The following is a 25,584-nucleotide window of genomic DNA, read 5'->3' as shown; positions in this document are numbered from 1 at the left end:
GTCGCCGATACCTTTGGATCGCTTTGCGACGAACTCATGTGGCATAGTACGCGGCCGAAAATCCGACGCTGAATGCACTCAATTGGCCCTTGGAATGAAGCCGGGCACGCCGGTTTCAACCACGCCGTTGAACCGGATGTTCGTCCTTATGCCGTCCCGAATCTCCTGCATGGCATCATCAGGTAGGGTCGAGACGTCAAAGTTCTCTTCAATCCGGTGAGGTGTGACCGAGGTGGTCAGGAAAGCAGTGCCACGCTGCACGGCCCATGCCAACGCAACTTGAGCCGGCGTCTTGTTGACGCGCTTGGCAACGGCTGTGATCACAGGATCTTCCAGCACTTTCGGTTCCATGCCGTGTCCCAAGGGTGCGAAGGCCAAGAGTACAATCCCGTGCTCCCGACAGAAGTCGAGCAACTCCCATTCTGGGAGATACGGATGAGATTCGACTTGCACCACCGCAGGCTTGATCCGTGCAGCGGCAACGATCTCCTTCAGCTTCTCCAATGTAATGTCGGATAGTCCGATCGACTTGCACTGACGGTCGGCCACAAGGCGCTCAAGCGCTCGCCATGTTTCGATTAACGTCACCCCTGAATCATAGACGACCTGACCGCGCTCATCTCTAGGTTCCTGCTCGTCGCCGGGCCGAAAGGCAAAGGGGGTATGGATGAGATAGCAATCGATGTAGTCGACCTGCAGTCGCTGGCGGCTCGCGTCAAAAGCCTGCTTCACCCGCTCTGGACGATGATTGGAGTTCCACAGTTTTGTGGTTACAAAGACGTCCTCCCGCCGAACCGTGCCCGCTTTGAACGCATCCTGCATCGCGTTACCAACCGCCTCCTCATTGCGATATCGTTCCGCACAATCGAAATGTCGAAATCCCACCTCCAATGCATTTTTTACGGCCTGTCTGGTCGCGACTGGATCGGGGATCAACGTGCCGAACCCGAGGGCAGGAATCGCACCAGTTCCGTGGGTAAGAGGAATTCTCCTATAACGAAGCATATCCGGCGTTGCCATTCTCCTACTCCCTTGTTTGAGGCCAATCGCTACTCGGGCGCCAGACAGCGCCATACTGAGTTTGTCTGTTAGATAAAGGGCGCCCGCTATCGCCATAGAAACGCGTTGCGAGCATGAAATCCGGCATTGTGAAAGCCGCTCGTCCCTGATGCCTATGGTACCTTGGTGTCACCGCCCATGCGCGGAATCCCGTCAGATTCGGCGGCCCAGATTGCGAAGGAGTTAGGTGCGAGCACGAGAAGAGCAAGCGGCATGTCAAAGTTCCTTTTGCAAGCATGCCACAAATTCAGCGATGGTTTTTTCATTGCGCCGGTAGAAGACCCACTGGCCCACGCGATGAGTGGTGACCCGATCGGCGCGCTGCAGGACGCCGAGGTGAGAGGAGACCGTCGATTGCGATAGGCCGGAGCGCTGGAACTGGTTGGCGCAGACGCCCATTTCGGGAGGTAGTTCCTGCGTCGGAAAATGCTCCTCCGGCTTCTTCAACCAAGCCATGATTTCCAGTCTCGCGGGGTTGGAAAGCGCCTTTAATATTCGATGTTTATCCATGTTGAATGCACAGCATTATTTTGTCAGCGGATGCGCTGGAGACGGGGTCGTGAGCGCAACGACAAACAGCCCAACAATTGCCGCCAGAAAAGCGACCCAAAAGCCGTCAATGTACGCCTGGACGTTTGCCTCTCGCTGCACGACGCCCGCCAGCACACCGATACCCCGTTTCACGGCGTCCGCTTGCGAGCCGCCGGCTTCCGAACCCGAGCCCAACTGGGCCAACATGGAATTCCATCCCGGCGTCGCGCCAGTGACATGCAAGCCGATTTGGCGAAAATTTCTCACGAAGCTTCCTCAAATCGACCGGATCCGAGGTAGCAATGTTAATATAAACGATCCGTATCGTTTCATCGCCGAGAAATGGGGCTATCGGCGGATTGGTCGGATCGATCGGCACTGCAGGCGAGGTCGCGTTTTCAGCTATAGGCGATATCTCGCGATTCCCGGCGAAGGCACCGATCCGTTACCCGCAGTCACTTGAAGAAACCAAGCCATTTGCGGGTCTGCGGTTCGACTTCAGGCGCCTTGCCGAAGACGATCTCGTCCTGCCGGCGAGGACCAGCGGCCTGCGGATCATGGTTGATTCTGTTGCCGGATGTTTGAAGGTGCCGTTGACGATTATCGCGGATATCGATTCAACCATCGGACGGAAGGCGATGGCCGCGCATTGCGGCTGCTACATGATCAAAGCGCCGCATACCATTTCTAACGAGACCGCGAGAGGTGTGTTTGCAAGCAGCGTCCTCCGAAGCCCGTTCATAACCAGACACGTCACGGTCGTAGCCGGTCGTCAGCGCCCGCTCAGCTGGGCAAGTAGAGAGGTTGCTTCGAGGCTGACAGCAACCCTGGAAAGGCTGATGCGACGGTGACGACGCGAGGAAGCGTGTGGTCTCGTCCTTCGTCGTTTAAATGAGCAATAAAGATTTCGGTTAGTCTTCCGCAGTCGGGGAGATCGCAAGGCCCGGCCCGATTGCAGTAACCGAGTTCATGGGGTAATTCCCTTGGATGGTTGTCGCAATGATCATTCTGGCGCTCGCTGCGCGGAGCGAAGCATAGAGCCGGTGTGACCTAGCGTTGTCCTGCAAAGATCCTATGTTTCGTCCTGGATCTATTGTATATGTGTGGGAATAAAGTATCCGATCTACAAATATTGATGGTGTTGGGGGCGCCTGATGGTGAAGTTCAACTTCGATGGCCCCCCTGTAGGTGACGACGCTGCCGACATTTCGGCTGCGTGTCATCGCCAATTCCTGCCTCTGATCCGTGAAGTCGTCCGGGATGGGGTTGCCGCCGGATGGAGCGAGGAGGATATTCTTCTGACCTTGGTAGAACTTGCTTGGGCACTATACGAGAAACGTCGCGGTGAGCTGTAATAACCAGCCGTTATTCACATGGCTCTATATTAGGTTATTACGTGGCCAACGATATCGACGATCTGGCAGGGTTCAAATGAGGCAGCTATACTAGTGTCTCCTAAAATACCGTGATGTTTTTCTTTCGTCCGGCACATTTTTTCTTCACATGCAAATGTTCTGCCCTATCTGCAGTTTGCGCGTCACGCCGACTTTTCGGCGACGTCGGGCTAAACGCAGGACTTCAAGCAACGATTGAAATCCTGCGTTCGTTCGGACGGGCGCAGGATTGCGATCGGGTTGGGCGAGGCGGAATGAAAGATGCGGACGAGACTCAGAGACGAGGCGATTGCCGGGTCGTCTGTTGGAGGACGGGCAGATCGATATGTCTTCGACATAATTCCTGAAAGTGCAGGTCCGAGAAAGGCCACCATGCGGGGGAGCGTGATATACTCCGTCCGCAGCCCTGGATCGCAGAAGTTCCTAGCCAAGGAGCATTCTGTGGGAATTGTGCTCGCGCCCGCGCGCAAGTTGAGAGCCTCGCTCGGCAGCGACAAGATCAAAGAGTACGATGCACCGGTTGGATGTATCGCCATTAATCCCGCAGGCGTGGATAGTAGCCTCGCCTGGTTGGCGACCAGGAAAAATGTCGTCGTAGCGATCCCCCCGGAAGTGCTGTCCGAATTAGCGGTTCATGAGTTCGACAACGCCGATGTAGAACTTGAACCGCCTGCTTTCGGCACGGTTGACCTCTTGGCCCTCGATATGGCCCAGAGGATGTCTGCCGAGTTGACGGAGAAAGCAGCTCCGAATGACCTCTATCTGGACTCATTGGTTACGCTGTTCGGTATTCATCTGCTTCGCACCTACACAAGCCGTAGGAAACACGCCGTGTCGCCCAAGGGGGGGCTCTCCGCCAATAGCGCGCGACGCGTGCGAGACCACCTCAATGAGAATTTTACGCAAAAAGTACATGTCGCCGAGCTTGCGTCGGTCGCGGGAATTTCAACGAATCATTTCATAGTAAGGTTCGCCAGGACGTTTGGAATACCACCGCATCAGTATCTGATTAACCTGCGCCTGGACTTTGCGGAAAAGCTGCTCGTCGAAGGCAAGCTCCCGATTGCCGAAGTCGCCTATCTGTCTGGATTTTCGGACCAAAGCCATTTGGCCACTACCATGAAGAGGTATAGGGGAAAGACGCCGACCGAGCTACGATTTGCGAAGTAATCGTTGCGTGCTGCAGTGGTAGCGGTGGCGTGCCGTGAGCAGGTCCGGCAATGGCCATGCGGGCGGCGGGCAATGCATATATCCCGTTTCGGAAGACGGCTCCAGCAATGGGGTTTGGCGGACAGCGGATTTCCAAGTCCTTATAATCATTTCTGAAAACGCTTGCCTAAGGAAAGCGACGCGTGGAGGCGGCGCGATCCGTTCCATCCGCGAACCGGGAGCGCAGGGCTACAAGCACAATGTCATTTGGCGGCGGTGATAGTCGCGCCGGCGTGGAAGAACTATACGTCGCTTGGAAGCGCCAGGATGCAAGAGTACGAAGCGCCAGTCGGTACGCTTGTGGTTCACTGGCCAATGTCGATATCCGTGCGCAGGGTCAAATGAAAAGTAGCATGAACTAAAGTTGGTGTAGCAAGGCCGCCACACCTGAACCCCCGTGATTGAAGACCGTAATTTCCTGCAAAAATTCCGGGATTTTCCAAAATACCACCGTCGCGAATATGACCACACTCGACATGGTAACCATTCGGTGCGCTACGGAGCTTTCTGGCAATCATTTCATGGGGGTGTGTTGGATTGTCCATGGACATTCATTTTCCGGAATTTGAAATCTTCGCTCCGAAGATCGATACAGCCTGGACTGCCTTACAACGTCAATATGCCGGCCGTATAACCGGCGCGGAACTCGATCATCTATTTGCCTGCCTTGTCTTTGGATTGACCTCCCCGGCATACGCCGAACGGGAGCCAGCTCTTCATTTCGATGTCTGCCATGCGTTGGTGGCGATGAAGCTCCCCGCCGATCGGGTCAAGGCAGCGTTGCATTCCGTCCCGGAACCGACGCAGCCATGGGTCGTGAATGCCCGTGAGCAGATTGAAAGCCAAGCCGCCAGGATGGGGCGCACACTTCAAGAAATGCACAATTTCAACGACGACTCAGTCGCCGATGCGGATCCAAGCGCACCGAGTCGTCCAGGCAACACCGAGGATAGAGCAGCATGAGTGGGTGCAACGAGAGGCAACTGCAGTTCAAATCTCGTCTCATATTTGCCGGAAATTGGAGGTGGGGGAAAACCGATAGCCGTTCCGTGCGCCGCAGGCTAATGGCAGCGCTTCGAACAGCTCATCGCGTGCTGGGTATGAAACGTCTTCGCTTGGGTCTGGGGGCGCCGGCAATCGGCGGCACTGCTGGAGCGCTGCTTGTCGTCATCGGCGGCATGACCCCACAGGCGGCTTTCGCACAGCTTGCCATCGGCAACGGAATCAACGTCAACGGCGCCGATTGCGGCACCAATCCCAGTGCGGCAGCGTTCGGCACGGCGATCGGCTGTGGAACCGTCGCCTCAGCCGCCGGCGCGACCGCCATCGGCTTCAACACCCATGCGAATGGGCAGAACACAACGGCGCTGGGCTCCAGCAACAGTACAACCGGCAGCGGTTCGATCGTTGTCGGCTATTCCAATTCCGCCAGCGGTATCAATGCGATTGCGTTCGGTGCTCTGGCCGTTTCGAGCGGCGTCAACGCTGTGGCCATGGGTGGAGCGGCCAACGCCACCGGAAACGGGACGATGGCCTATGGCGTCAACACCGTTGCAAATGGCGATGGTGCCACGGCCTTCGGAAACGGTGCCCAGGCCCAGGCGGCGAACACTCTGGCAATCGGCACCAGTGCGGTCGCCAATACCAGCGCTGGCGGCAGCATCGCCATGGGCACCGGTTCGAAGGCGGTCTCGACGGGCCAAGGTTCTCCGATTGCCATTGGCGTGAATGCAAATGCCAGCGGAACCGCACCCGCCGGGTTCAGTTTCGAGGCGGTAGCACTGGGCACAGCCACAAACGCCACGGGCGCATGGTCGACCACCGTAGGTTCGAGCTCATCTGCGACGGGGACTGGATCGAGCGCCTTCGGCACGTCAGCCAATGCAACGGCAGATCAGTCTACAGCGATCGGCAATGGGGCAGGGGCTTCCGCCCTGAGGGGCTCTGCCATGGGCTACCTCGCCAACGCGTCGAACACCGATTCCATCGCCATCGGCACGTCAGCTGCCGCATCGGGGACCAACTCGCTTGCCATCGGCCCGACCACCGTTGCGTCGGGAGCCTTCGGGGTCGCCTTGGGTAACCAGGCGCAGGCGCTCGCGGCCGGTGGTGGCGTTGCGATAGGCTCGGGCGCAATCGTCGCCAGTACCGCGACCTCCGGGGTTGCACTCGGCAATAATGCGAATTCAAGTGGGGTTCTTTCGGTTGCCACTGGCGCGGGCGCCAGCGCCAGCGGCGACAATTCCACTGCCACAGGACGCCAGGCTGTCGCCAGTGGCACAAACTCCTCCTCATACGGATCTGGAACGACGGCGACAGGAGACAATTCTCTCGCTGCGGGCGTCAGCGCCAATGCAGGCGGGGCCGGCAGTACCGCACTCGGCATCGGCACCGTAGCAAGCGCCAGCCAATCGATCGCCGCAGGCTATCAGGCCGCTGCCACCGGTACTGGCGCCACCGCCATTGGCATGGGTGCCACCGCTTCCGCCGCATCGGCGATCGCAGTGGGCCCAAGCTCCAAGGCGGATTCGGTCGAAGCAGTCGCCATGGGCACCAATGCGGTCGCAACCGGCGGCAAGGCCGTCTCCATCGGCTCCGGCAATACCGCTTACGGCGACGGCGCAGTCGCCATCGGCGATCCGAGCTTTGCCAGCGGCACCGGCGCCTTCACCGGCGGCGCCAACAATATCGCCAACAGCGACGGCACGGCCAGCGCCACCGCCGCCAACCAGGCCAATGGCGCGGTTGCCATCGGCAACGGCAATGTTGCCATTGGTCAAGGCTCCGTGGCGCTGGGCAATGGCTCTACCGCTGGCGCGGCCGGTTTCGTCGGCAATGTCGCATTGGGCAATGGTGCGACGGCGGCGGCGAGTTCCGGCGACGTGGCACTCGGCTCCGGCTCCACGACTACGGCGGCCGTCGGCACCGCCAGCGCGGTAATCAGCGGTACGACCTACGCCTTCCAGGGCACTACTCCGACCTCCACCGTGAGCGTCGGCACGGCGGGTGCGGAGCGCACCATCACCAATGTGGCGGCAGGCCGGATCAGTGGCAGCTCGACGGATGCCATCAATGGATCGCAGCTCTTTGCGACCAACCAGGCGGTCGACACGCTGGCGAATACGCTCGACGCGACCGCAGTCCACTATCTCAGCATCAATGACGGCGGTACGACGCAGAACAATTTCAACAATAACGGCGCGACCGGGGTGAATTCGATCGCCATGGGGGTGAATGCGGCTTCGGCGACATCGAACAGCATCGCCATCGGCGATAGTGCCTTCAACCAACCCCCGGGCACCGGGGTTGTCACCGATCAGATCGCGATCGGCACAGCGGCGCACACCTTCAGCGGCAATTCGATCGCCATCGGTGGCCAATCCTCCGCGCTCAACGTGAACGCGATCGCGCTTGGCGCCTCGGCGACGGGAAGCACCGCCTATGCCATCGCCATCGGCTCCGGGCCGGCGGCGGGCGCCAGCGCAACAGGTACCGGGTCCATCGCCATCGGTGGCGGTGGCGGAACCGTGCCCACCGGTGCTCCAGCCTCCGCAACCGCAGCACGCGCAATCGCTATCGGCCAGAACACGGTCGCTGCGTTCACGAATTCGGTTGCCCTGGGCAACAAGTCCACGGTCGGAAGCGCCTCCTCGCTTGCCATCGGCGACACCGCCAGCACGGGCGCGACCGGCGCGAACGTCGCCATCGGCAATCTGAGCACAGCCAATTCCGGCACCACAGCCGGCGGCGCGGTGGCGATCGGGCGCTCGAGCACCGCCTTCGGCGACGGCGCGGTGGCGATCGGCGATCCGAGCTTTGCCAGCGGCACCGGCGCCTTCACCGGCGGTGCCAACAACATCGCCAATGGCGACGGCACGGCGAGCGCAACCGCCGCCAACCAGGCCGCCGGTGCCGTCGCGATCGGCAACAACAACAAGGCGATCGGGCAAGGCTCCGTGGCGCTGGGCAATGGCTCCACCGCTGGCGCGGCCGGTTTCGTCGGCAATGTCGCATTGGGCAATGGCGCCACGGCGGCCGCAAGTTCTGGCGACGTGGCACTCGGCTCCGGCTCCACGACCACGGCGGCCGTCGGCACGCCCAATGCAGTGATCAACGGTACGACCTACGCCTTCCAGGGCACTACTCCGACCTCGACGGTCAGCGTCGGCACGGTCGGCGCCGAGCGCACCATCACCAATGTGGCGGCAGGCCGGATCAATGGCAGCTCGACGGATGCGATCAACGGCTCGCAGCTCTTTGCAACCAACCAGGCTGTCGACGCCATCGGCACCACGCTTAACAACATTAACGTCGGCGGCGGCATCAAATATTTCCATGCCAACTCGACGCTGGCGGATTCCCAGGCCCTTGGAGCGGATTCCGTCGCGGTCGGTCCGAATGCGGTGGCTAACAACGCTGGCGACGTGGCGATCGGTCTGAACGCGGCGTCGGGCGCAACGACAGCAGTGTCGGGCGCGACGATCGGCGGTACAAACTACACCTTCGCGGGAACCACCCCGGCCGGTGCATTTTCGGTCGGTGCTGCGGGGGCCGAGCGCCAAATCCAGAACGTCGCAGCCGGTCAGCTCTCATCTGGCTCAACGGATGCCGTCAACGGGTCGCAGCTCTTCGCGACCAACCAGCAGGTTACCCAGAACACGACCGACATTGCCCATCTCGGCAATACGGTCACCACCATCGGGGGCCAGGTTACACAGAACACGACTGACATTGCCAATCTCGGCAATACGATCACCAATATTGCCGGCGACACATCGACGACCTTTACCGACGCAAACGGCGACGGCATCCGATATGTGCGCACCAACGATAGGACGCTTCCCGTCAGCGATTCCTCCGCGCAGGGCATCGGTTCTACTGCAGTCGGATATGACGCGACTGCTGTAGCCGACAATTCGCTCGCGCTTGGAAGGGATAGCCAGTCGACGATCGACGGTGGGGTCGCCCTTGGCTCCGGATCGGTCGCCGATCGCGCCCTGGCACCGACCACCGGCCAGATCGCAGCCGGATCCACCTTCATCCAATACAACACGACCGATAAGACGCTGCTTGGTGCGGTATCAGTCGGTACGTCGACCTCGTATCGACAGATCACGAATGTCGCAGACGGCACCAGTGCGCAGGATGCCGTCACGGTACGCCAGCTCCAGGGAGCGATCGCCTCAGTCGCGACGACACCGACCAAATATTTCCATGCCAACTCGACCGCTGGCGATTCCCTCGCCGTCGGCGCCGAGTCGGTGGCAGTGGGCCCGACCACGGTGGTCAACGGTGACGCCGGCATCGGCATCGGCAATGGCGCCATTGTCGATCAGATAGCGCCGGGTGGCACGGCGATTGGCCAGAATGCCCACGTCATGCTGAATGACGGCTTGGCGCTCGGCACGAACTCGACCGCCGCGGGGATCCAGGCCATCGCCATCGGGGCCGGCGCCCAGAGCACCTTTGCCAACAGCGTGGCATTGGGCGGAAATTCCATAACGACTGTCGGTGCCCAGACGAATTATACGGCTTATGCCCTCGCGAGCCCGCAGACCTCGGTCGGTGAGGTGTCAATCGGTGCCGCCGGGGCCGAGCGCAAGTTGACGAATGTTGCCGCCGGTTCGGCGGATACGGATGGGGTCAACGTCTCGCAGTTGCGCGGTGTTTCGCAGAATGTCGCCAATCTCTTCGGCGGCACTACCGTGGTAAATCCCGACGGCTCGATCACCGGCCCGACGTACAAAATCCAGGGCAACAACTATACGACCGTCTCCGACGCCTTCGGTGCAGTCGACAGCACGCTGACCAACATCACCAATGGCGGCGGCATCAAGTATTTCCATGCCAATTCGACGCTTGCCGATTCCGCAGCCTCGGGGACTGATAGTGTTGCGATCGGCCCCGAAAGCGTAGCAACCGGGACTGACAGCCTAGCTGCTGGTCACGGAGCCGCAGCTGCGGGGCAGGGCTCGATCGCTCTTGGCCAGGGGGCGCAGGCGAACAACGCGAATGACGTGGCGCTCGGTTCGGGTTCTGTGACAGACACGGCTGTCGGCACATCCGGAGCCACCATTCAGGGCAAGCACTATGATTTTGCCGGCACGGCGCCGGTTGGCACCGTCAGTGTCGGTGCTCAGGGGGCGGAACGAACCATAACGAACGTGGCAGCCGGTCGCATATCGGCTGACAGCACCGATGCCGTCAACGGTTCGCAGCTTTATGCGACCAATTCGGCGATCGATGATCTGCAGACCGGCGTGGGGAACCTCACCCAAAATGCGGTTCAATATGACCTCAATTCGGATGGCAGCAAAAAGAACAGCATCACGCTGCAGGGCGGCGACGCAAACGCACCAGTCGTCATCTCGAATGTCGGCAAGGGCGTGGCCGATACCGATGCTGTCAACGTTGCTCAATTGAACGATGGGATCACTCAGGTCAAATCCTACACGGATACCCAGGTTCAGTATGGCATCGACACCGCCAATAGCTACACCGACCAGAAGTTCGGCCAACTAAACCAAGAGCTTGGAGGTGTTCGCTCGGAGGCGAGGCAGGCGGCCTCGATCGGGCTTGCAGCGGCTTCGCTTCGTTATGACGATCGTCCTGGCAAGTTGAGCGTTGCAGTCGGTGGTGGCTTGTGGCGGGGTGAAGGCGCACTGGCCTTCGGCGCTGGTTACACCAGCGAAAACGGGCGAGTTCGAGGGAATTTGTCAGGCGCGGCAGCCGGCGGGCAAGTGGGCATAGGCGCTGGTCTTAGCTTCACTTTGAATTGAGTCCGCTATGTCCAAAGGAATGCTTTCCAGTGTCCCGGTTTTCATGGCTTGCCTGCTCCTGTCCAGCTCACATGCGGCCGGACAGGAGGCAACGCCTTCCGGCTATCGAATAAAGCCTTCCGAAGTAGTGGTGCCTCCAGATCTGAAGCTTGGCGATTATCAGAGGACCATTCGTCCGTTCGAAAACTGGACATTGATTTGTGACGAGAACCTGAAGGTCCGCCAGCGGGTTTGCAACGTTACCCAGATCATCGAGAACCAGGCAGGGCAGGTCGCATTCAGTTGGTCACTTGCGGCCACCAAGGGAGGCAGTCCCTATATGATTTTGCGTACCGCGCCAGTCGCCAGGAGCGATGGTCTTGTTTCGTTGAGGTTCGACGGACTTAAAGACCCGGTACAAATCAAACTCGACGGATGCAGCACAGTGGTTTGCGTCGGCATGTTGCCGGTGGGGCCCATGATGCGTGAACAGATTTCGAAAAACGCGGCGCCAACGATCTCCTATCCGACGACAGACGGGAACACGATCAGCGTAACCGCGACCCTCAAGGGCCTTTCTACCGCCGTTAAGGCGATAAATTGACGGATGCATTTCCAATGAGTCAGCAATCAATCCACGATCGAATAATGTCCCGAAACCAGAGCAGCGCCCCTCTTCAGAGCGCAGTCAATGACCAAGGGAGGCCGAAGCGGAACTGGCGGAAAACGGCGGTCTTCTCGCTGCTCGGAATTGCCGTTGTCAGTGCTGCCGGCTACGCCGCCATGCGATATGATGCGGTTGGGAATTTCATATCGCAGCCGGCGGTTGCGGAGACGAACGAAGCCAATCAAGCCTTGCCCGACACGCCGTTTCTGCAGCACGCCAAACAGGCGGGCTTGCAATCCTGCTCCACCGTCTTTCCTGTTCTCGGAGAGTTGCTGACAAACGGTACCCAATACAACGTGCAATCGAAATGGAACAGCAATGCCGCCGACAAACATGCGGTCGAGGCACTGGTCGGCATGAACTATGCCAGCCAGGGCTACAGCGGACCGGCCGCGGGCATCGTATTTGCTGCGCCGATCGCATCCGGGTGCGAAGGCACAATGGTTCGCGTGGTGCCGTTTGTGGCTTCTTGTGCAGATATTCCGACCAAGTTTCCGAACGGGAGCAAGCTCGTCAACAATCTTGGTCAGATCAGCGTCTACGAACTTGGCAATGATGGCGGCAACGCGATGCTTCTGCCTACCGGAAACGGCTGCGTCATCATTTCCGTGGCCTCGGCAGCAGGGAAACAAGGAAGCGCAAGATGAGATTCAGTTCATCCATTGCGGCGATCTGCCTGCTGTTTGTCTCTGCGGGGAATCTCGGCGCGGCTGATCTCTCTACCGCTTCGGACGTACCGGTTCCGCCGCCTCAAGAGGAGCGTGGCATCTGGGCGGCAATCGCGTACTCCACGCCCGACGAAAAGCACGGCTTCTTTTGGGGTGCCGACAAGCGGCAGGAAGCGATCGATACCGCACTCAAATATTGCAAGCGGGATGGGGGCAGCAAGTGTGTAGTGGTCACCGTATTCCGTAACCACCGGCATTGGGATGACGACGACAACACCGGCTTTCCATATGATCGCTGCGGCGCGCTCGCTATTGGGAAAGAAGAAAGCAATCGCGTTACGCCGTGGGGCGCTAACTCGGCACCAACGCGCCGAGAAGCCGAAGACCTTGCTCTTAAAGCATGCGAGCTCTCAGGGTCACAATGCAAGGTTCGGGAGTGGGTGTGTACATGATTCAAACGTTGGAGATAACCACGCCCGACCACCAGGATGGAAGCCATGGAGGTCATCAGTCTGGTGGCAATTGCGGAGCTAAATCCTTCGCCCTCTAGCACTTCACGGAACCAGCCGAGGAAGTGCCATCTTCTAGACAGAAAGATGTGACCCTTTGCCAATCTCGACATCTATCTCACCTCATAAGAGAAGCGCGCGGCGAACCGGACGACTCAATCGGCTATCTTCCACTCTGTGTGGGTTGGCATCCAAGCATGCCACCTATCATGTTGGGCTTATCCTTTTTTGTTGGAGCATCATTCTTGTGCTTGCTCCGGCAGCCTTTGCTCAGTCAGCTCTGCCAAACGGCGCTTCGACACTCCAGGAGACCTACCAGGACTGGCGGGTTGCATGTAACGTAACCGACAAGGCACCTGTATGTGCAATTTCCCAGGATCAGACTCAGCAAAATGGGCAGAGGCTGCTTGCCGTCGAGGTGCAAATGCGCGCCGATGGCAGCGCTATCGCAACGCTTCTCCTCCCGTTCGGCATCATCCTCGACTCCGGCGTGACGCCGAATGTCGATGATCAGCCGCCTCTAAAGGCGGTGCGCTTCCGCACCTGTTTGCCGACGGGATGCATAGCCTTGCTTCCAGTCGATTCTGCGACACTTGCAAAGTTGCGCGCGGGCTCACGCTTAAACCTCAAGGTTATCGCTGATCCGGGCAAGGAACTGAGCTTTCAGGTGTCGCTACATGGCTTCTCGGCCGCTCTCGATCGCATCGCCGCCTTGAACCCCAGATAGGAAACAGCGGCGGAGAGACGCGCAAGATGCGCATCAGTGAATTGACGCTTGCGGGCAAGGGCGGTGATCACCCATTTGCAGACCTCACCGAGCGATAGACCTTACGGCACTTGGCAAATCGGTATTGGCTGCGGTGGCGGCGCCGGATGATCTTTTCTGTACTGAGCAATGATCGGCTCCAGGGTTTCTTTCGGCCAAAACTTCGGAGCGCCGATTTCTTTCAAACAGGAATCATTCCAATACAAACCGGCGCTCGATGGCGAACGACCGCTCGCCACGGCCTTCGCGACAGCGTTGATGTCCGCTGACTCGGGATAGATGTAGAGTGTTGTCGGGTTGTCCTTCACCATGGAAATGATTTGACCAGCGTCTGATGGTGTCCAGCTGGTGCAGCCATCACTGCGGCCACCGGCGTAGTCCACTAGCTTTCCGAGTGGAACGTATCCGGCACGGTTTGCGTAGGGGCTTTCCGGATTTTTCTTCAGGCACACGCCCGCCACCACCGCGGCTGCGTGCCCGCCGATGGCGCGTTGCCGCGCATTTGCGGCCTCACCTTCGCCGTCAAATTGGACAAACGAGCGAAGCAGCGCCGCATCTTTTGTCCCTGATGCGCGATAGTAGCCCTTAAAAGTCGTTTTCGTTTCGTCCGTCATGTAGGCGCCGCCGGCCGTCAGGTTCGAATCCATCGCATTACCGAAGTTCCTGGCGCACTCTCTTCCGTTGGCAAAATCAGCAACGCCCTTCAAATCCCGACCGCTGCCGTGTCCGGACGAAATGACACGAAACGTTTGGGTGGCTTCACAGACAATATAAAAGCGGCCGCCCGATTTGCCATCGCTTAAATCGTTCGGACGCGTGGCGTCCATTGCGAAGTAGCAAGGATTGCTAACCCTGCCTTCGCTCACCTTTCGCATGTACAGCGCGCGTGCCCTCTGCAGGACCGGTTGTGCGATTTGGCCGTCACTTTCGCCGATATGGGCCCTCAGCCACAATGGAGTGTCCGATTGTCGGCCAGCATCAAATGACTGTGGCGATGCCGAGACGACTGCGGCGACAGTGCAGAAGCTGAATATATAAACGATACTAAAAAGGGCATATCTCAACTGCACTGAATGAAATCTCCCGTTGAAAAATCTGACGTCTGAATGCGCACTACCGGCAAAGCGGCCGGCGATAATGCTTTAGCATGCGCTGGCGAAAGCCGTCCATTGCGACACAGCGACCGCGACAACGAAATGGGCAACGTTATCAACGATTGAATCGCCGCGAATACCATCGCAGCCGCGGCGGGTGATCGGCATGGGCCTGCCCAACTACCCCGCAGGTAGTTGGCGAGCGTCGACGCTTCGCCTTTAGTCCTCGCAGCCCGGACGAATTTCGTTCGTGCGATATCAGCAAGGAACGAACATGACATCCTATCCGATCCAATCTATTGCCTCAGCTCCGGAAAAATCGAAGCCGGTGCTCGAGCAGTTGCAGCAGACTTTCGGCTTGATCCCGAACATCGCCGGGGCGATGGCCAACTCCCCGGAGCTGATCAAGGCCTTCATCGGGTTGTTTCAGCAGGTTCACGCCGGTACATTCTCAGAGGCGGAGATCCAGACCTTGCTGTTGACCAACGCCGTCACAAATTCCTGTGCCTGGGCAGTCGCGTTCCATACCATGTTGGCGCTGAAGCAAGCTGTAGCGGCGGCCGATGTCGAGGCAATCCGTGCACGCCGGGCGCCGGCGGACCAGCGCCTTGCCGCACTGTCGACCCTGGCGCGCAAGCTGATTGAAACGCGCGGCCACGTGATCGAGCAGGATCTAGCGGCTTTCATCGAAGCTGGCTTCAAGCGGCAACAGACGCTGGAGATCCTGGCGGTCGTCGCGGCCTCGACCATCACCAACTATGCCGGCACCATGACGGAGCCACCGTTAGAGGACTTCCTGCAGCAATACGTCTGGCAGGCATGATCGATTGCGATTGTCCACATCGCCAATCTACAGTGTGGCGCGGGCGGCGCTGATCTGAGAGGACCGCCTTTTCCTACCTTTGAGAGGAAGCAGCGATGCCTACGCAAAATTCGATCGCCATGCCGCCTGGTGGTGAGCTGGGCGTGCTACTGCGCCACTGGCGCGATTTGCGCGGTAAGAGCCAGTTTGACCTGTCGCTCGACACCGGGGTGTCGCAGCGGCACATCAGTTTCATCGAAATCGGGCGAAGTGTGCCGAGCCGCCAGATGCTGATCGACATCGCAACAGCGTTGGACATACCCTTGCGCGATCGCAACACGCTCTTAATGGCCGGCGGCTACGCGCCGATCTATCCGGACGGCGCCTGGGACGGTCCAGAGATGCATAGCGTCACCAAGGCCTTGGAGCGCATCCTGCACCAGCACGAGCCGTTCCCGGCCTTGGTCATGGACCGCTATTGGAACGTGCTCATGACCAACAAGGCAGCGCCGCGCTTCTTTGGCTGCTTCACCGACCTGTCGGCGCGCAAGAGTCCGCGCAACATGCTGCACCTGATGTTCGATCCCGAAGGCATGCGGCCATTCATCGCCGATTGGCCCACCGTCGCGGAAAGCCTGATCCAGCGCGTCTATCGGGAATCGGTCGGGCGCGTCGTCGATGACCAGATCAAGGAATTGCTGGCAGCCTTGCTCGCCTATCACGACGGCGAACCCGGCTGGACGCCGCCCAAAGCGATGGGTGCGCGGTCGGCGACGCCGGTCATCCCTATTGGTTTCATCAGGAATGGCAAGGTTCTCAACTATTTCTCTATGGTCACCACCGTCGGAACGCCGCGTGCCGTTGCGGCTCAGGAACTGCGCATCGAATGCATGTTTCCAGCGGACGAGCCGACTGAGGCATTCCACCTCGCGCTCCTAAACGACGACTCAAGGTGAGCGCCGGATTACGGCCCCCGCCTGAAAGCTCGAAATCGCTGAAATCAGCCGACAGGATCACGAGGCCTTTGTGCGGCTTCTACCTTGCGCACGCTCCTGCGTCAGCGCCTGAGACGAGGCGTGTGCGAACTTCGCGCTGACTTGCGCTGACGAGACGAGAAGGCCAGCTCCGCTTCCCTATCGGCGGAGGTGTGGCGCAAATCAGTTCATTGCCGGCATTTACGACGAAACCGACATTGCTGGTCTCAGGCTGGATCCCATCGCACAGAAGAGCGAGAAGCCACGTTTCGCCTTCGTCACGCCCATAAGCATGTGCGATGCCGCAGACGGCCTCCCCGTTCGAAATCGATGAGGCAAATGTTCATGGAAAGGGACACCGCGTTTGCCCCCCAACGCACTTGGCACCTCAACCTGCCTTGTTAAATCAAGAATGATGATATAAATGTCGGCTATTGATGAGGTACTCAAAAAATAATGAAACGCGGCTTTCTAACTATCTATGCCGGTGAGAACGCCGCGGCGTTGCGGGCGCTTTCCGTGCCTGCACGCGTGGACATGCTCAGGCTGCTGTGTTCCAAAGGCCCGCTGAACGTCAATGAAATCGCGCGCGCACTAGAGCTGCCGCAGTCGACGGTCGCCACCGGGATCATGATCCTGGAGGAGGCTGGTCTCGTCGAGACCAAGGCGGCAAAAGCGCGCAAGGGCTACCAGAAGATCTGCTCGGCGCTCTATGACGAAATTCTTCTGAGCTTTGAGGATGCGGCCTTGAAGCACGACGAAGATGTGATCGAAGTTGCGATGCCGATCGGTCTCTATACAAGCTGCGAGACCCATGCGCCCTGCGGCCTTTGCTCGACAGAAGGGGTGATCGGACTGCTCGACGTTCCGGACTATTTCCTTGATCCGCAGCGCATGCAGGCCGGTCTTCTCTGGTTTGGGCGAGGTCACGTAGAATACAAATTTCCCAACAATGCCAAAATCTTGAACAAGAATGTTAACGCCATCGAATTCTCGATGGAGTTGTCTTCCGAGGTCCCTGGAACCAATCCCGACTGGCCGTCTGATATCACGCTCTGGGTCAACAGCGTCGCCATCGGCACATGGACGTCGCCGGGCGATTACGGTGACAAGCGGGGTGCCTTCACACCGAGCTGGTGGAAGCTCGAGGGCTCGCAATATGGCAAGTTGAAGACGTGGCGGATATCGAAGAAGGGCACCTTCATCGATGGCGTCGCCGCGTCTGATGTCACTGTCGACGACCTGGCCATCAGCCAGCATTCCTCGATCCGTCTCAGGATCGGCATTGCCGACAACGCGCGTCATACCGGCGGCGTGAACATATTCGGCCGCGGTTTCGGCAATTACGGCCGCGACATCCTGATGCGCATAGACCTCTCGTAGGTCGAAATCATAAATCTTGATATATAACGCGCGTTGCCGAGGAAATTCCTTTTTGGCTCGGGCCTCATAAGCCATTGTATTTGCGCAATCTTGTCGAAAATCCCAAGGTGGTAGCATGTGTTCTGCGTTGAATCACAACTAATTTGACGTTGACTGGCTGCGAAAGTTATATCAGGATTGAGGTATAAGAACGAAATATTTGATATATACGGGAGGTTAGGCGTGAAGGCGCAAGTGGTCATCCATCGCGATTTCCGAATTGCCGATATCGACGACAGGCTCTACAGCTCCTTTTTGGAGCATCTGGGTAGGGCGATCTACGGCGGCATCTACGAGCCCGGCCACCCGACCGCTGACGCGGACGGGTTTCGCCAGGACGTCATTGAGCTGGTCCGCGAACTGAATTCACCCTATTGCCGCTATCCCGGCGGCAATTTCGTCTCCGCTTACAACTGGGAAGATGGCGTAGGCCCGCGTTCCGAGCGCCCTGTGCGCCTTGATCTTGCGTGGCGCACGCGCGAGAGCAATCAGATTGGCGTCAACGAATTCGTCGACTGGTGCAAGAAGGCCAACACCAAGCCGATGCTGGCCGTCAATCTGGGCTCCCGTGGCCTCGATTCGGCGCGTAATTTCCTGGAATATTGCAATCATCCGGGCGGTACCTATTGGTCGGATCTGCGCCGCAAGCATGGCTGGGCCGATCCCCATGGCGTGAAGCTGTGGTGCCTCGGCAACGAGATGGACGGTCCATGGCAGGTCGGCCATAAATCGGCCTACGAATACGGCCGCTTGGCCGACGAGACAGCCAAGGCCATGCGCGGTTTCGATAAATCGCTGGAATTGGTCGTATGCGGCTCGTCCAATTCGGACATGAAGACCTATCCCGACTGGGAAGCGCAGGTTCTGGAGCAGTGCTACGACAGCGCAGACCATATCTCTCTGCATATGTATTTCGCCAACCGCGAGAAGAACACGCTCAACTACCTCGCCAAGGCGGAGAAGCTCGACCGCTATATCGGCACAATCGGTGGCGTGATCGACTATATCAAGGCCAAGAAGCGCTCGAAGAAGACGATCGGCATTTCCTTCGATGAGTGGAACGTCTGGTATCACTCAAACCAGCAGGACAAGGACATCCTCGCGCGCAACGAATGGCCCGACGCGCCGCATCTCTTGGAGGACGTCTACAATTTCGAGGACGTTCTTCAAGTCGGCGGCATTCTGAACACCTTCATTCGCCGGTCCGACCGTGTGCGCATCGCCTGCATCGCCCAGCTCGTAAATGTCATTGCGCCGATCATGACGGAGAATGGTGGCTCGGCGTGGCGGCAGACGATCTATTATCCGCTTTATTTCGCCTCAAAATACGGCCGTGGTTTCGCGCTCCGGCTGGTCACGGACGGTCCGACCTATGACAGCGACGAGGCCGATGATGTGCCTTATCTCGATGTCTCTGCCGTACATGATGTCGCGGCGAATGCAGTCACCCTGTTCGCGGTAAACCGCCATCCCGACACCGCGCTCGCTCTCGACACTCGCCTGGAAGGCTTTCCCGGCGCCCGCGTCATCGAGCAACATGAGATGGTTCATGAGAACCTCGAGGCGGTCAACACTGCGTCCCGCCCCAATACGGTCGTTCCCGGGAAAACAGGCGACGCGAAGGTCGAGGATGGCCGGCTTCGCGCCACGCTGAAGCCGCTTTCTTATAGCGTGATCCGGCTGTCGGTTTGACGGCCGGTTGCCAGACGCAAATCATGCGCGTCTGGGCTTACTATAATGTCTTGCCGTCGCGAGGAGGCGACGGCAACGCAGTCAGTTCAAGGCCATTTGGACGTGCTCTGTCCAGGTCCAGCTGATGCAGGGAGTTTGGAAGCCGCGGCATGCACGCCAATGTGCACGCATGCCGTCCGATGAATAACCTAGGGAGGAGATCATGCAGAGGTGGAAGAAGCTTGCTTTCGGTGTCGCGCTGGCTACGCTTGGCCTGGTCGCGGCAGCCAAGGCCGAGGATTATACGTCCTTGCCCCGCAAGGAGACGCTGATCGTCGAAAATCCGGAAGGGACGATCAAGAATCCAGGTTGGTTCAATATCTGGGTCAATGGCGGTGGCGGTGTCTCGACGGGCCTGCAGCAATTGACGATGGATACGCTCTGGTACATCGACCCTGAACAGGGACTTGGTGGCTCGACCTGGGACAATTCGCTTGCCGCCGACAAGCCGCAATATAATGCGGACTTCACGGAAATGACGGTCAAGCTGCGCAAGGGGATCTACTGGAGCGACGGCGTGGAATTCACCGCCGATGACGTGGTTTATACCGTCAAGACCCAGATGGACCACCCGGGCATGAACTGGAGCGCGGCCTTTTCGGTACAGGTCGCCAGCGTCGAGGCGCCGGACCCCTATACAGTCGTCTTTAAGCTCAAGAAGCCGAATTCGCGCTTCCACGCCATTTTCACCGTCCGGTGGAACGGCGCCTGGATCATGCCGAAACATGTCTTCGAAAAAGTCGCCGATCCAATTCGCTACGATTTTGCCAATCCGATCTCGCTCGGCGCCTACAAGCTCAAAGCCTATGATCCACAGGGCAAGTGGTACACCTGGGAGAAGCGCGATGACTGGCAGCGGACCTCGCTTGCCCGCTTTGGCGAACCTGCCCCTAAATACGTAACCTATGTCGATCCAGGCCCTCCGGACAAACGCACGATCGCCCAGCTGGAGCATAATCTCGATATCATTCATGACAACACGCCCGAAGGCATGTTCACGCTGAAGGAGAAATCAAAGTCGATCGACAGCTGGTTCCCAGGCTTCCCCTTTGCCCATCCCGATCCGACGTTGCCGGCAGTGATCTTCAACACGCAGGATCCAGCGTTCCAGAATCCGGATGTCCGTTGGGCGCTTGCGCTTCTGATTGATATCCGCGCTGTCGACATGGCGAGCTACCGCGGTGCCGCCACGCTTTCGGCACTTGGCGTTCCGCCGACGGCTATCGCCATGAAGGATTACCAGGCGCCGCTGCAAGACTGGCTCAAGGATTTCGAAATCGATACCGGCAAACGCAAGATCAAGCCGTATGATCCGACGATCGGCCAGCAAGTCGCGGATATCTTGCGAAAGCAGCCGAAATACAAGGATCAGATTCCGACCGACCCGAATGCCATCAGCACGGCCTTTGGCTACGGCTGGTGGAAAACCGACCCACAGGCGGCTGGCGAACTCCTCGAAAAGGCTGGCTTCAAGAAGGTCGGCGGCAAATGGATGACGCCGGATGGTAAACCCTTCAAAATCCGCCTGACGGTGGAAGGCGACACACGCTCGGTCTTTACCCGTGCGGGCACGCTCATTGCTCAGGAATGGGCAGCCTTCGGCATCGACGCCAAGGCGGTGCCCACGACAAATCTCTGGCAGGTTGCCCTCCAGCCCGGTGATTACCAGGTCGCTATTGCTTGGAGCGTCGAAACATGGGGTGGCGATCCGGATCTATCGTTCTTCCTCGATAGCTGGCATTCGGAATTCGTTGCCAAGAAGGGCGAAAACCAGGCGCCTCGCAACTGGCAGCGATGGAACAATCCGGAGCTCGACAAGATCATCGAGAATATTCGTCAGGTAAGTGCCGACGATCCGAAGGGCATCGAACTCGGCAAGGACTATCTGAAACTTGTCGCTCGCGAAATGCCGACCATTCCGCTGATGTCCTACAACGTCTTCACGTCGATGGATACCACCTACTGGAAAGGCTACCCGACGATTGCCGATCCCTATACCGACCCGGTTCCTAATTGGGCTAATTCCCGGCTGATGATGGTGAAGCTGAAGCCGGCTCAGCCATAGTCCTCCCAACCCTGATGCGGCAAATGCCGCGTCAGGCACCTTTCGCCGGACCAAATGGCGGGTCCGGCGAACTTTGTTGAAGAGAGATCAAGTGCAAGCAGCAAGGAAAACGGTGGCATGGCGTCCTATCCCATTTTCGTATTGAGACGATTCGGCCAATTCCTGCTCGTTGTCTTTCTCGGCATTTCAGCGACCTTCTTCATCACGCATTTGACGCCAATCGATCCTGTTGAAGAAAGCATCGGTGCGATCCAGCAGATGGGGCAGTCCGACCCACGCGCCGTCGAACTCATGCGCCAGTCGCTTCGCGAGCTCTACGGCCTGGAGGGCTCGGTATGGCAGCAATATCTGCATTTTTGGGGCCGTCTTGCGACCGGCGATCTCGGGCCGTCGCTCTCCGCATTCCCAACGCCGGTCTCGACCATCATCCTTCGGTCCCTGCCGTGGACCATCGGCCTGATGACCGTTGCGACGTTGATGACATTCATCCTCGGCAACATGATCGGTGCGCTTGCCGGCTATTATCGCAAGAGCATGGCGCTTAAGGCCGTCAGCCTCGTCTTCATCGCGATGCAGCCGATCCCTTATTACATCCTCGCCTTCATGTTGATCATTGTGTTCGGCTATCTCTGGCCAATCCTGCCGATTAACGGCGGCTATGAAATGAACACCGATCTGCAACTATCCTTTCCGCTCGTTCTCGACATCCTTCGGCACTCGATCCTGCCGGCGCTGTCGCTGATCCTCGTCGGTACCGGGGGCTGGCTGATCGGCATGCGGGCGCTGGTGTCGAATATCATTACCGAGGACTATGTGACTTTCGCCGAACTCGGCGGCGTGCCGAAGAACCGCATCCTGCGGTCCTATATCGCCCGCAACGCCATGGTGCCACAGTTCACCGGGCTTGCCATGTCGCTGGGTGCGATCTTCAACGGCACGGTCATCACCGAAATTGTCTTCGGCTATCCGGGCATCGGAAACCTGCTGATTTCGGCGGTGCACGCCGGCGACTACAGCCTGGTGCTGGGGCTGAGCGCACTGTCCATTGCCGGTGTCGCCGCCGCCGTGTTCATCATCGATATACTGGGTCCGCTGATCGACCCGCGCATCAAGGTGGAATAAGGCCATGTTCACGATCATTCGCGACCTCGCCCGCCAGAATGCGGAATTCCTTTGCGGCCTGCTGCTCTTCGCAGTGATCGTCGGGCTGGTGGTTCTGTCCTACTTCTCGCCCTACAGCCCTTCCGATATCTATCTTCTGCCGCCCGACATACCGCCTGACGGCCAATATTGGCTGGGCACAACGTCACGCGGCCAGGATGTCTTCTGGCAGCTCACCACCGCTCTACGCAACACGCTTTATTTCGGCATCGGCGTCGCGTTTCTGTCGCGTATCATCTCGCTGGTGGTGGGGTTGGTGGCGGGCTATGCCGGCGGCGCCGTCGACCGGGTGCTGATGGCCATCAATGACAGCATCATGGTCATTCCCCAGTTTCCGCTGCTGATCCTGCTCTATTTCGTGCTGAAGGACGGGATGACTTGGAGCGTTCTCATCTTGGTGATGGCCTCGCTCGGCTGGTCCTACGACGCCCGCCTGATCCGCTCCGTGGCGATCAGCCTGAAAAGCCGGCCGTTTACGACCCAGAGCGTCTATTCCGGCATGAGCATGTACAAGATTCTCGTCCAGGAGCATCTGCCCTATGTGTTGCCGATCGTCTTCGCAACGACGATGAACAACATGATCTGGTCGATCGGCATGGAGATTACGCTATCGGTGCTTGGTTTCACGGATATCGAAACGCCGACGATGGGCATGATGATCTATTGGGCGAACGCACATTCGGCGCTGATTGCCGGAACGTGGTGGTGGGTTGCCGCGCCGGTGGCGGCCATCATCGTTCTATTCATGGCACTTTTCCTCCTCTCGATGTCCATGAACGAATACAACGATCCGCGCAGTCGCCTGAATCGGATGGGGGGCTAGTTATGGACGCTGTAGTCGAGGTCAAAAACCTCAAAGCCTATTACCGGGCTTTCCTCTTCGGTATCGATCGCGAAGTGCGCGCGGTCGACGATATCAGTCTGACCATCGCTCGCGGCGAGATCTATGGCGTCGCCGGCGAATCGAGCAGCGGCAAGACGACGCTCATCAAGACCATCGCCGGCGCCATTCGTCCACCGCTGAGGGTCGTCTCCGGCTCGGTCACCTTTCATTTCAATGGTGGCACGCAGGACATCTATGCGATGGCTCCGGATGAGAGGGCGGCCCTCAGATGGCGGCATCTGTCCTACATCATGCAGGGCTCGATGAACGTGCTCAATCCTGTGCGGCGCATCCGCCATTCGTTCATGGATTTCGCCTTTCGCCACATGAAGGTCGAGAGATCCGTCTTCTTCGACCGGGTCGCCAGCCATCTGCAGCGGCTGAAGCTTGATCCGCAGTTGCTCGATGCCTATCCTCACGAATTGTCCGGCGGCATGCGCCAGCGCATGACGATTGCGCTCGCCACCATTCTGACACCGGAATTCATCATCGCCGACGAGCCGACCACGGCACTCGACGTCATTGTGCAGCGCGACGTATTGACGATGATCCGCGAGATCCAGCGGGAGATGGGCTCCTCCTTCCTGTTTGTCACCCATGACATGGGAGTGCACGCCGCAGTCTCCGATCGCATCGGCATCGTCTATGCCGGTCGCCTGGTCGAGGAGGCGCCGACGCGCAAGCTCTTCCAGCTGCCGCTGCATCCCTACACACAGCATCTGGTGGCAAGCCTGCCGCGTATCGGCGACGCATCCGCTCGGCCTTCATTGGAAGGGCGGCCGCCCAATCTTGCCATGCCGCCCGAGGGTTGCCGTTTTCATCCGAGGTGCCCGAAGCGCATGGATATTTGCAGCCGGGAGGTGCCACCGATGGTCTCGGTCGAGCCGGACCGGCGCGTGGCCTGCTTTGCCGTGACGGGAGACCGGACTTGAACGATCTGCTTTCGCTCTCGCATGTCACCAAAGTCTACCGGCAGGGCGGTCTGCTCGGCCGGCGCCATATTACGGCTGTCCGAGATGTCAGCCTCACACTCGGGGAGGAACCGGAGATCCTCTCGATCGTCGGCGAATCCGGTTCGGGAAAGTCAACGATCGCGGCGATGATCCTCGGCCAGACGGCGCCGACGGAGGGACGGCTGGAATTTAGGGGCAGGCCCGTTGCGGTTCACGGAAGGGCTGAGCGGCGCGCCTTCATGAGGGAAGTCCAGCCAGTGCTGCAGAACCCGTTTGAAGCCTTCAATCCGCTGAAGCGGGTCGATCGCTATCTTTTCGAAACGGCAAAGAGTTTCGCGCCTGACGGCAAACGCCCAAGCCGCGCAGAGGTAGAGCGCATGGCCGATGTCGCGCTTTCGCATATCGGTCTGAGTTTGGCTGAGGTAAAAGGGCGATTTCCTCACGAACTATCGGGCGGCCAATTGCAGCGCACCGCGATCGCGCGCGCGCTCATACCGCAACCACGGCTTCTGGTCGCCGACGAGCCTGTTTCCATGGTCGACGCATCACTGCGGATGGCGATTGTCAATCTCTTCAGTCAATTGAAGAACGAACTCGGCCTGTCGATCATCTACATTACCCATGATCTCGCGACCGCCTATTACATCAGCGATCGGATCATCATCATGAAGAAGGGCGAGATCGTCGAAGAAGGTAAAGCGCGGGCCGTTCTGGACAATCCACAACATCCCTATTCACAAGCGCTGAAAGACGCCGTGCTCTCCACGACCCCGGAGATTCCGAAATCTTCCGTGATGTAGAACCATGTTCGCCGCTTCCGAAAAGGCGGGGAACTGGCGTGGTGTTCGCAACACAACCGGCTAACCGGGTGAGTTCTGACGGTTGCCCGATCGTAAAATGGTGAGGGCGAGATTGCCGGTGAAATTTCCGCCGGCAAC

At 58.8% G+C, this 25,584-nt stretch carries 23 protein-coding genes; 18 read left to right on the top strand and 5 right to left on the bottom strand.

The window, feature by feature from the left end:
* Positions 1–78: 78 nt before the first annotated feature.
* The 3 genes from FHT86_RS22590 to FHT86_RS22580 form a co-directional block, all read right to left on the bottom strand.
* Positions 79–1,020, bottom strand: coding sequence for an aldo/keto reductase (locus tag FHT86_RS22590; protein WP_133709699.1), 942 nt, complete (start codon positions 1,018–1,020; stop codon positions 79–81).
* Between the two features lie 255 nt (positions 1,021–1,275).
* A complete protein-coding gene (locus FHT86_RS22585; RefSeq protein WP_133709698.1) occupies positions 1,276–1,569 on the bottom strand; it encodes an ArsR/SmtB family transcription factor in 294 nt (97 codons plus the stop codon).
* A 15-nt stretch (positions 1,570–1,584) separates the two neighbouring features.
* Positions 1,585–1,857 carry a hypothetical protein gene (locus FHT86_RS22580; protein WP_409527614.1) on the bottom strand — a complete coding sequence of 91 codons (273 nt, stop codon included), beginning with the start codon at positions 1,855–1,857 and terminating at the stop codon, positions 1,585–1,587.
* A gap of 92 nt (positions 1,858–1,949) precedes the next feature.
* Between FHT86_RS22580 and FHT86_RS22575 the strand changes: the two genes are divergently transcribed.
* The 3 genes from FHT86_RS22575 (at position 1,950) to FHT86_RS22565 (ending at position 4,154) form a co-directional block, all read left to right on the top strand.
* Positions 1,950–2,441, top strand: a complete 492-nt coding sequence (locus FHT86_RS22575) for a hypothetical protein (RefSeq protein ID WP_166656907.1) — start codon at positions 1,950–1,952, stop codon at positions 2,439–2,441.
* 303 nt (positions 2,442–2,744) lie between these two features.
* Positions 2,745–2,945: a hypothetical protein gene (locus tag FHT86_RS22570; protein WP_133709696.1), complete on the top strand. Its 201-nt coding sequence runs from the start codon at positions 2,745–2,747 to the stop codon at positions 2,943–2,945.
* 480 nt (positions 2,946–3,425) lie between these two features.
* Positions 3,426–4,154, top strand: coding sequence for a helix-turn-helix domain-containing protein (locus FHT86_RS22565; RefSeq protein ID WP_409527613.1), 729 nt, complete (start codon positions 3,426–3,428; stop codon positions 4,152–4,154).
* 344 nt (positions 4,155–4,498) lie between these two features.
* Here the strand turns inward: FHT86_RS22565 and FHT86_RS22560 are convergent, their stop codons facing one another.
* A complete protein-coding gene (locus tag FHT86_RS22560) occupies positions 4,499–4,744 on the bottom strand; it encodes a hypothetical protein (RefSeq protein ID WP_133709694.1) in 246 nt (81 codons plus the stop codon).
* Here FHT86_RS22560 and FHT86_RS22555 point away from each other — a divergent pair.
* The 6 genes from FHT86_RS22555 to FHT86_RS22530 all read left to right on the top strand — a co-directional run bounded on the left by FHT86_RS22555 (position 4,737) and on the right by FHT86_RS22530 (position 13,522).
* Positions 4,737–5,156, top strand: a complete 420-nt coding sequence (locus FHT86_RS22555; protein WP_133709693.1) for a hypothetical protein — start codon at positions 4,737–4,739, stop codon at positions 5,154–5,156. The genes FHT86_RS22560 and FHT86_RS22555 overlap by 8 nt on opposite strands.
* Before the next feature lie 137 nt (positions 5,157–5,293).
* The gene (locus tag FHT86_RS22550) at positions 5,294–10,972 is read left to right on the top strand and encodes a calcium-binding protein (protein ID WP_281413717.1); all 5,679 of its coding nucleotides are present in this window, start codon (positions 5,294–5,296) and stop codon (positions 10,970–10,972) included.
* Positions 10,973–10,979: 7 nt separating this feature from the next.
* Positions 10,980–11,555, top strand: a complete 576-nt coding sequence (locus tag FHT86_RS22545) for an invasion associated locus B family protein (RefSeq protein ID WP_133709691.1) — start codon at positions 10,980–10,982, stop codon at positions 11,553–11,555.
* Positions 11,556–11,569: 14 nt separating this feature from the next.
* Positions 11,570–12,265, top strand: a complete 696-nt coding sequence (locus FHT86_RS22540; RefSeq protein ID WP_133709690.1) for a hypothetical protein — start codon at positions 11,570–11,572, stop codon at positions 12,263–12,265.
* Positions 12,262–12,738 carry a DUF4189 domain-containing protein gene (locus tag FHT86_RS22535; protein WP_133709689.1) on the top strand — a complete coding sequence of 159 codons (477 nt, stop codon included), beginning with the start codon at positions 12,262–12,264 and terminating at the stop codon, positions 12,736–12,738. Before FHT86_RS22540 ends, FHT86_RS22535 begins: the two co-directional genes overlap by 4 nt.
* Before the next feature lie 277 nt (positions 12,739–13,015).
* Entirely contained in the window at positions 13,016–13,522 is a 507-nt protein-coding gene (locus FHT86_RS22530) for an invasion associated locus B family protein (RefSeq protein ID WP_133709869.1), read from the top strand.
* 101 nt (positions 13,523–13,623) lie between these two features.
* On the opposite strand, the gene FHT86_RS22525 is transcribed toward FHT86_RS22530, so the two are convergent.
* Positions 13,624–14,631 carry a hypothetical protein gene (locus FHT86_RS22525; RefSeq protein ID WP_133709688.1) on the bottom strand — a complete coding sequence of 336 codons (1,008 nt, stop codon included), beginning with the start codon at positions 14,629–14,631 and terminating at the stop codon, positions 13,624–13,626.
* A gap of 298 nt (positions 14,632–14,929) precedes the next feature.
* Here FHT86_RS22525 and FHT86_RS22520 point away from each other — a divergent pair, with 298 nt between their 5' ends.
* From FHT86_RS22520 to FHT86_RS22480, 9 genes are all read left to right on the top strand, one after another.
* Positions 14,930–15,478 carry a carboxymuconolactone decarboxylase family protein gene (locus FHT86_RS22520; RefSeq protein ID WP_133709687.1) on the top strand — a complete coding sequence of 183 codons (549 nt, stop codon included), beginning with the start codon at positions 14,930–14,932 and terminating at the stop codon, positions 15,476–15,478.
* A 95-nt stretch (positions 15,479–15,573) separates the two neighbouring features.
* Entirely contained in the window at positions 15,574–16,413 is an 840-nt protein-coding gene (locus FHT86_RS22515; RefSeq protein ID WP_246779613.1) for a helix-turn-helix domain-containing protein, read from the top strand.
* Between the two features lie 474 nt (positions 16,414–16,887).
* Complete coding sequence (locus tag FHT86_RS22510; protein WP_133709686.1) at positions 16,888–17,814, top strand: ArsR/SmtB family transcription factor; 927 nt, start codon at positions 16,888–16,890, stop codon at positions 17,812–17,814.
* A 222-nt stretch (positions 17,815–18,036) separates the two neighbouring features.
* The gene (locus FHT86_RS22505) at positions 18,037–19,545 is read left to right on the top strand and encodes an alpha-N-arabinofuranosidase (RefSeq protein ID WP_133709685.1); all 1,509 of its coding nucleotides are present in this window, start codon (positions 18,037–18,039) and stop codon (positions 19,543–19,545) included.
* A 202-nt stretch (positions 19,546–19,747) separates the two neighbouring features.
* The gene (locus FHT86_RS22500) at positions 19,748–21,649 is read left to right on the top strand and encodes an ABC transporter substrate-binding protein (protein ID WP_133709684.1); all 1,902 of its coding nucleotides are present in this window, start codon (positions 19,748–19,750) and stop codon (positions 21,647–21,649) included.
* A gap of 117 nt (positions 21,650–21,766) precedes the next feature.
* Positions 21,767–22,771 carry an ABC transporter permease gene (locus FHT86_RS22495; RefSeq protein WP_133709683.1) on the top strand — a complete coding sequence of 335 codons (1,005 nt, stop codon included), beginning with the start codon at positions 21,767–21,769 and terminating at the stop codon, positions 22,769–22,771.
* 4 nt (positions 22,772–22,775) lie between these two features.
* Positions 22,776–23,633 (top strand): ABC transporter permease, encoded by an 858-nt coding sequence (locus FHT86_RS22490; RefSeq protein ID WP_133709682.1) that lies wholly within the window; start codon positions 22,776–22,778, stop codon positions 23,631–23,633.
* 2 nt (positions 23,634–23,635) lie between these two features.
* Entirely contained in the window at positions 23,636–24,625 is a 990-nt protein-coding gene (locus tag FHT86_RS22485; protein WP_133709681.1) for an ABC transporter ATP-binding protein, read from the top strand.
* Positions 24,622–25,446 carry an ABC transporter ATP-binding protein gene (locus tag FHT86_RS22480; RefSeq protein WP_133709680.1) on the top strand — a complete coding sequence of 275 codons (825 nt, stop codon included), beginning with the start codon at positions 24,622–24,624 and terminating at the stop codon, positions 25,444–25,446. Before FHT86_RS22485 ends, FHT86_RS22480 begins: the two co-directional genes overlap by 4 nt.
* Positions 25,447–25,584 lie beyond the last annotated feature (138 nt).

Source organism: Rhizobium sp. BK313, from assembly GCF_014193655.1.
Classification (GTDB): Bacteria; Pseudomonadota; Alphaproteobacteria; order Rhizobiales; family Rhizobiaceae; genus Rhizobium.
This window is presented reverse-complemented; position numbering and strand designations above follow the sequence as displayed.

Coding starts and splice junctions, on each gene's coding strand:
- FHT86_RS22555 (WP_133709693.1), top strand. CDS start 4,737: ATGGACATTCATTTTCCGGAATTTGAAATCTTCGCTCCGAAGATCGAT.
- FHT86_RS22495 (WP_133709683.1), top strand. CDS start 21,767: ATGGCGTCCTATCCCATTTTCGTATTGAGACGATTCGGCCAATTCCTG.
- FHT86_RS22535 (WP_133709689.1), top strand. CDS start 12,262: ATGAGATTCAGTTCATCCATTGCGGCGATCTGCCTGCTGTTTGTCTCT.
- FHT86_RS22485 (WP_133709681.1), top strand. CDS start 23,636: ATGGACGCTGTAGTCGAGGTCAAAAACCTCAAAGCCTATTACCGGGCT.
- FHT86_RS22500 (WP_133709684.1), top strand. CDS start 19,748: ATGCAGAGGTGGAAGAAGCTTGCTTTCGGTGTCGCGCTGGCTACGCTT.
- FHT86_RS22585 (WP_133709698.1), bottom strand. CDS start 1,569: ATGGATAAACATCGAATATTAAAGGCGCTTTCCAACCCCGCGAGACTG.
- FHT86_RS22545 (WP_133709691.1), top strand. CDS start 10,980: ATGTCCAAAGGAATGCTTTCCAGTGTCCCGGTTTTCATGGCTTGCCTG.
- FHT86_RS22560 (WP_133709694.1), bottom strand. CDS start 4,744: ATGTCCATGGACAATCCAACACACCCCCATGAAATGATTGCCAGAAAG.
- FHT86_RS22490 (WP_133709682.1), top strand. CDS start 22,776: ATGTTCACGATCATTCGCGACCTCGCCCGCCAGAATGCGGAATTCCTT.
- FHT86_RS22510 (WP_133709686.1), top strand. CDS start 16,888: ATGAAACGCGGCTTTCTAACTATCTATGCCGGTGAGAACGCCGCGGCG.
- FHT86_RS22550 (WP_281413717.1), top strand. CDS start 5,294: ATGAAACGTCTTCGCTTGGGTCTGGGGGCGCCGGCAATCGGCGGCACT.
- FHT86_RS22540 (WP_133709690.1), top strand. CDS start 11,570: ATGAGTCAGCAATCAATCCACGATCGAATAATGTCCCGAAACCAGAGC.
- FHT86_RS22515 (WP_246779613.1), top strand. CDS start 15,574: ATGCCTACGCAAAATTCGATCGCCATGCCGCCTGGTGGTGAGCTGGGC.
- FHT86_RS22570 (WP_133709696.1), top strand. CDS start 2,745: ATGGTGAAGTTCAACTTCGATGGCCCCCCTGTAGGTGACGACGCTGCC.
- FHT86_RS22520 (WP_133709687.1), top strand. CDS start 14,930: ATGACATCCTATCCGATCCAATCTATTGCCTCAGCTCCGGAAAAATCG.
- FHT86_RS22590 (WP_133709699.1), bottom strand. CDS start 1,020: ATGGCAACGCCGGATATGCTTCGTTATAGGAGAATTCCTCTTACCCAC.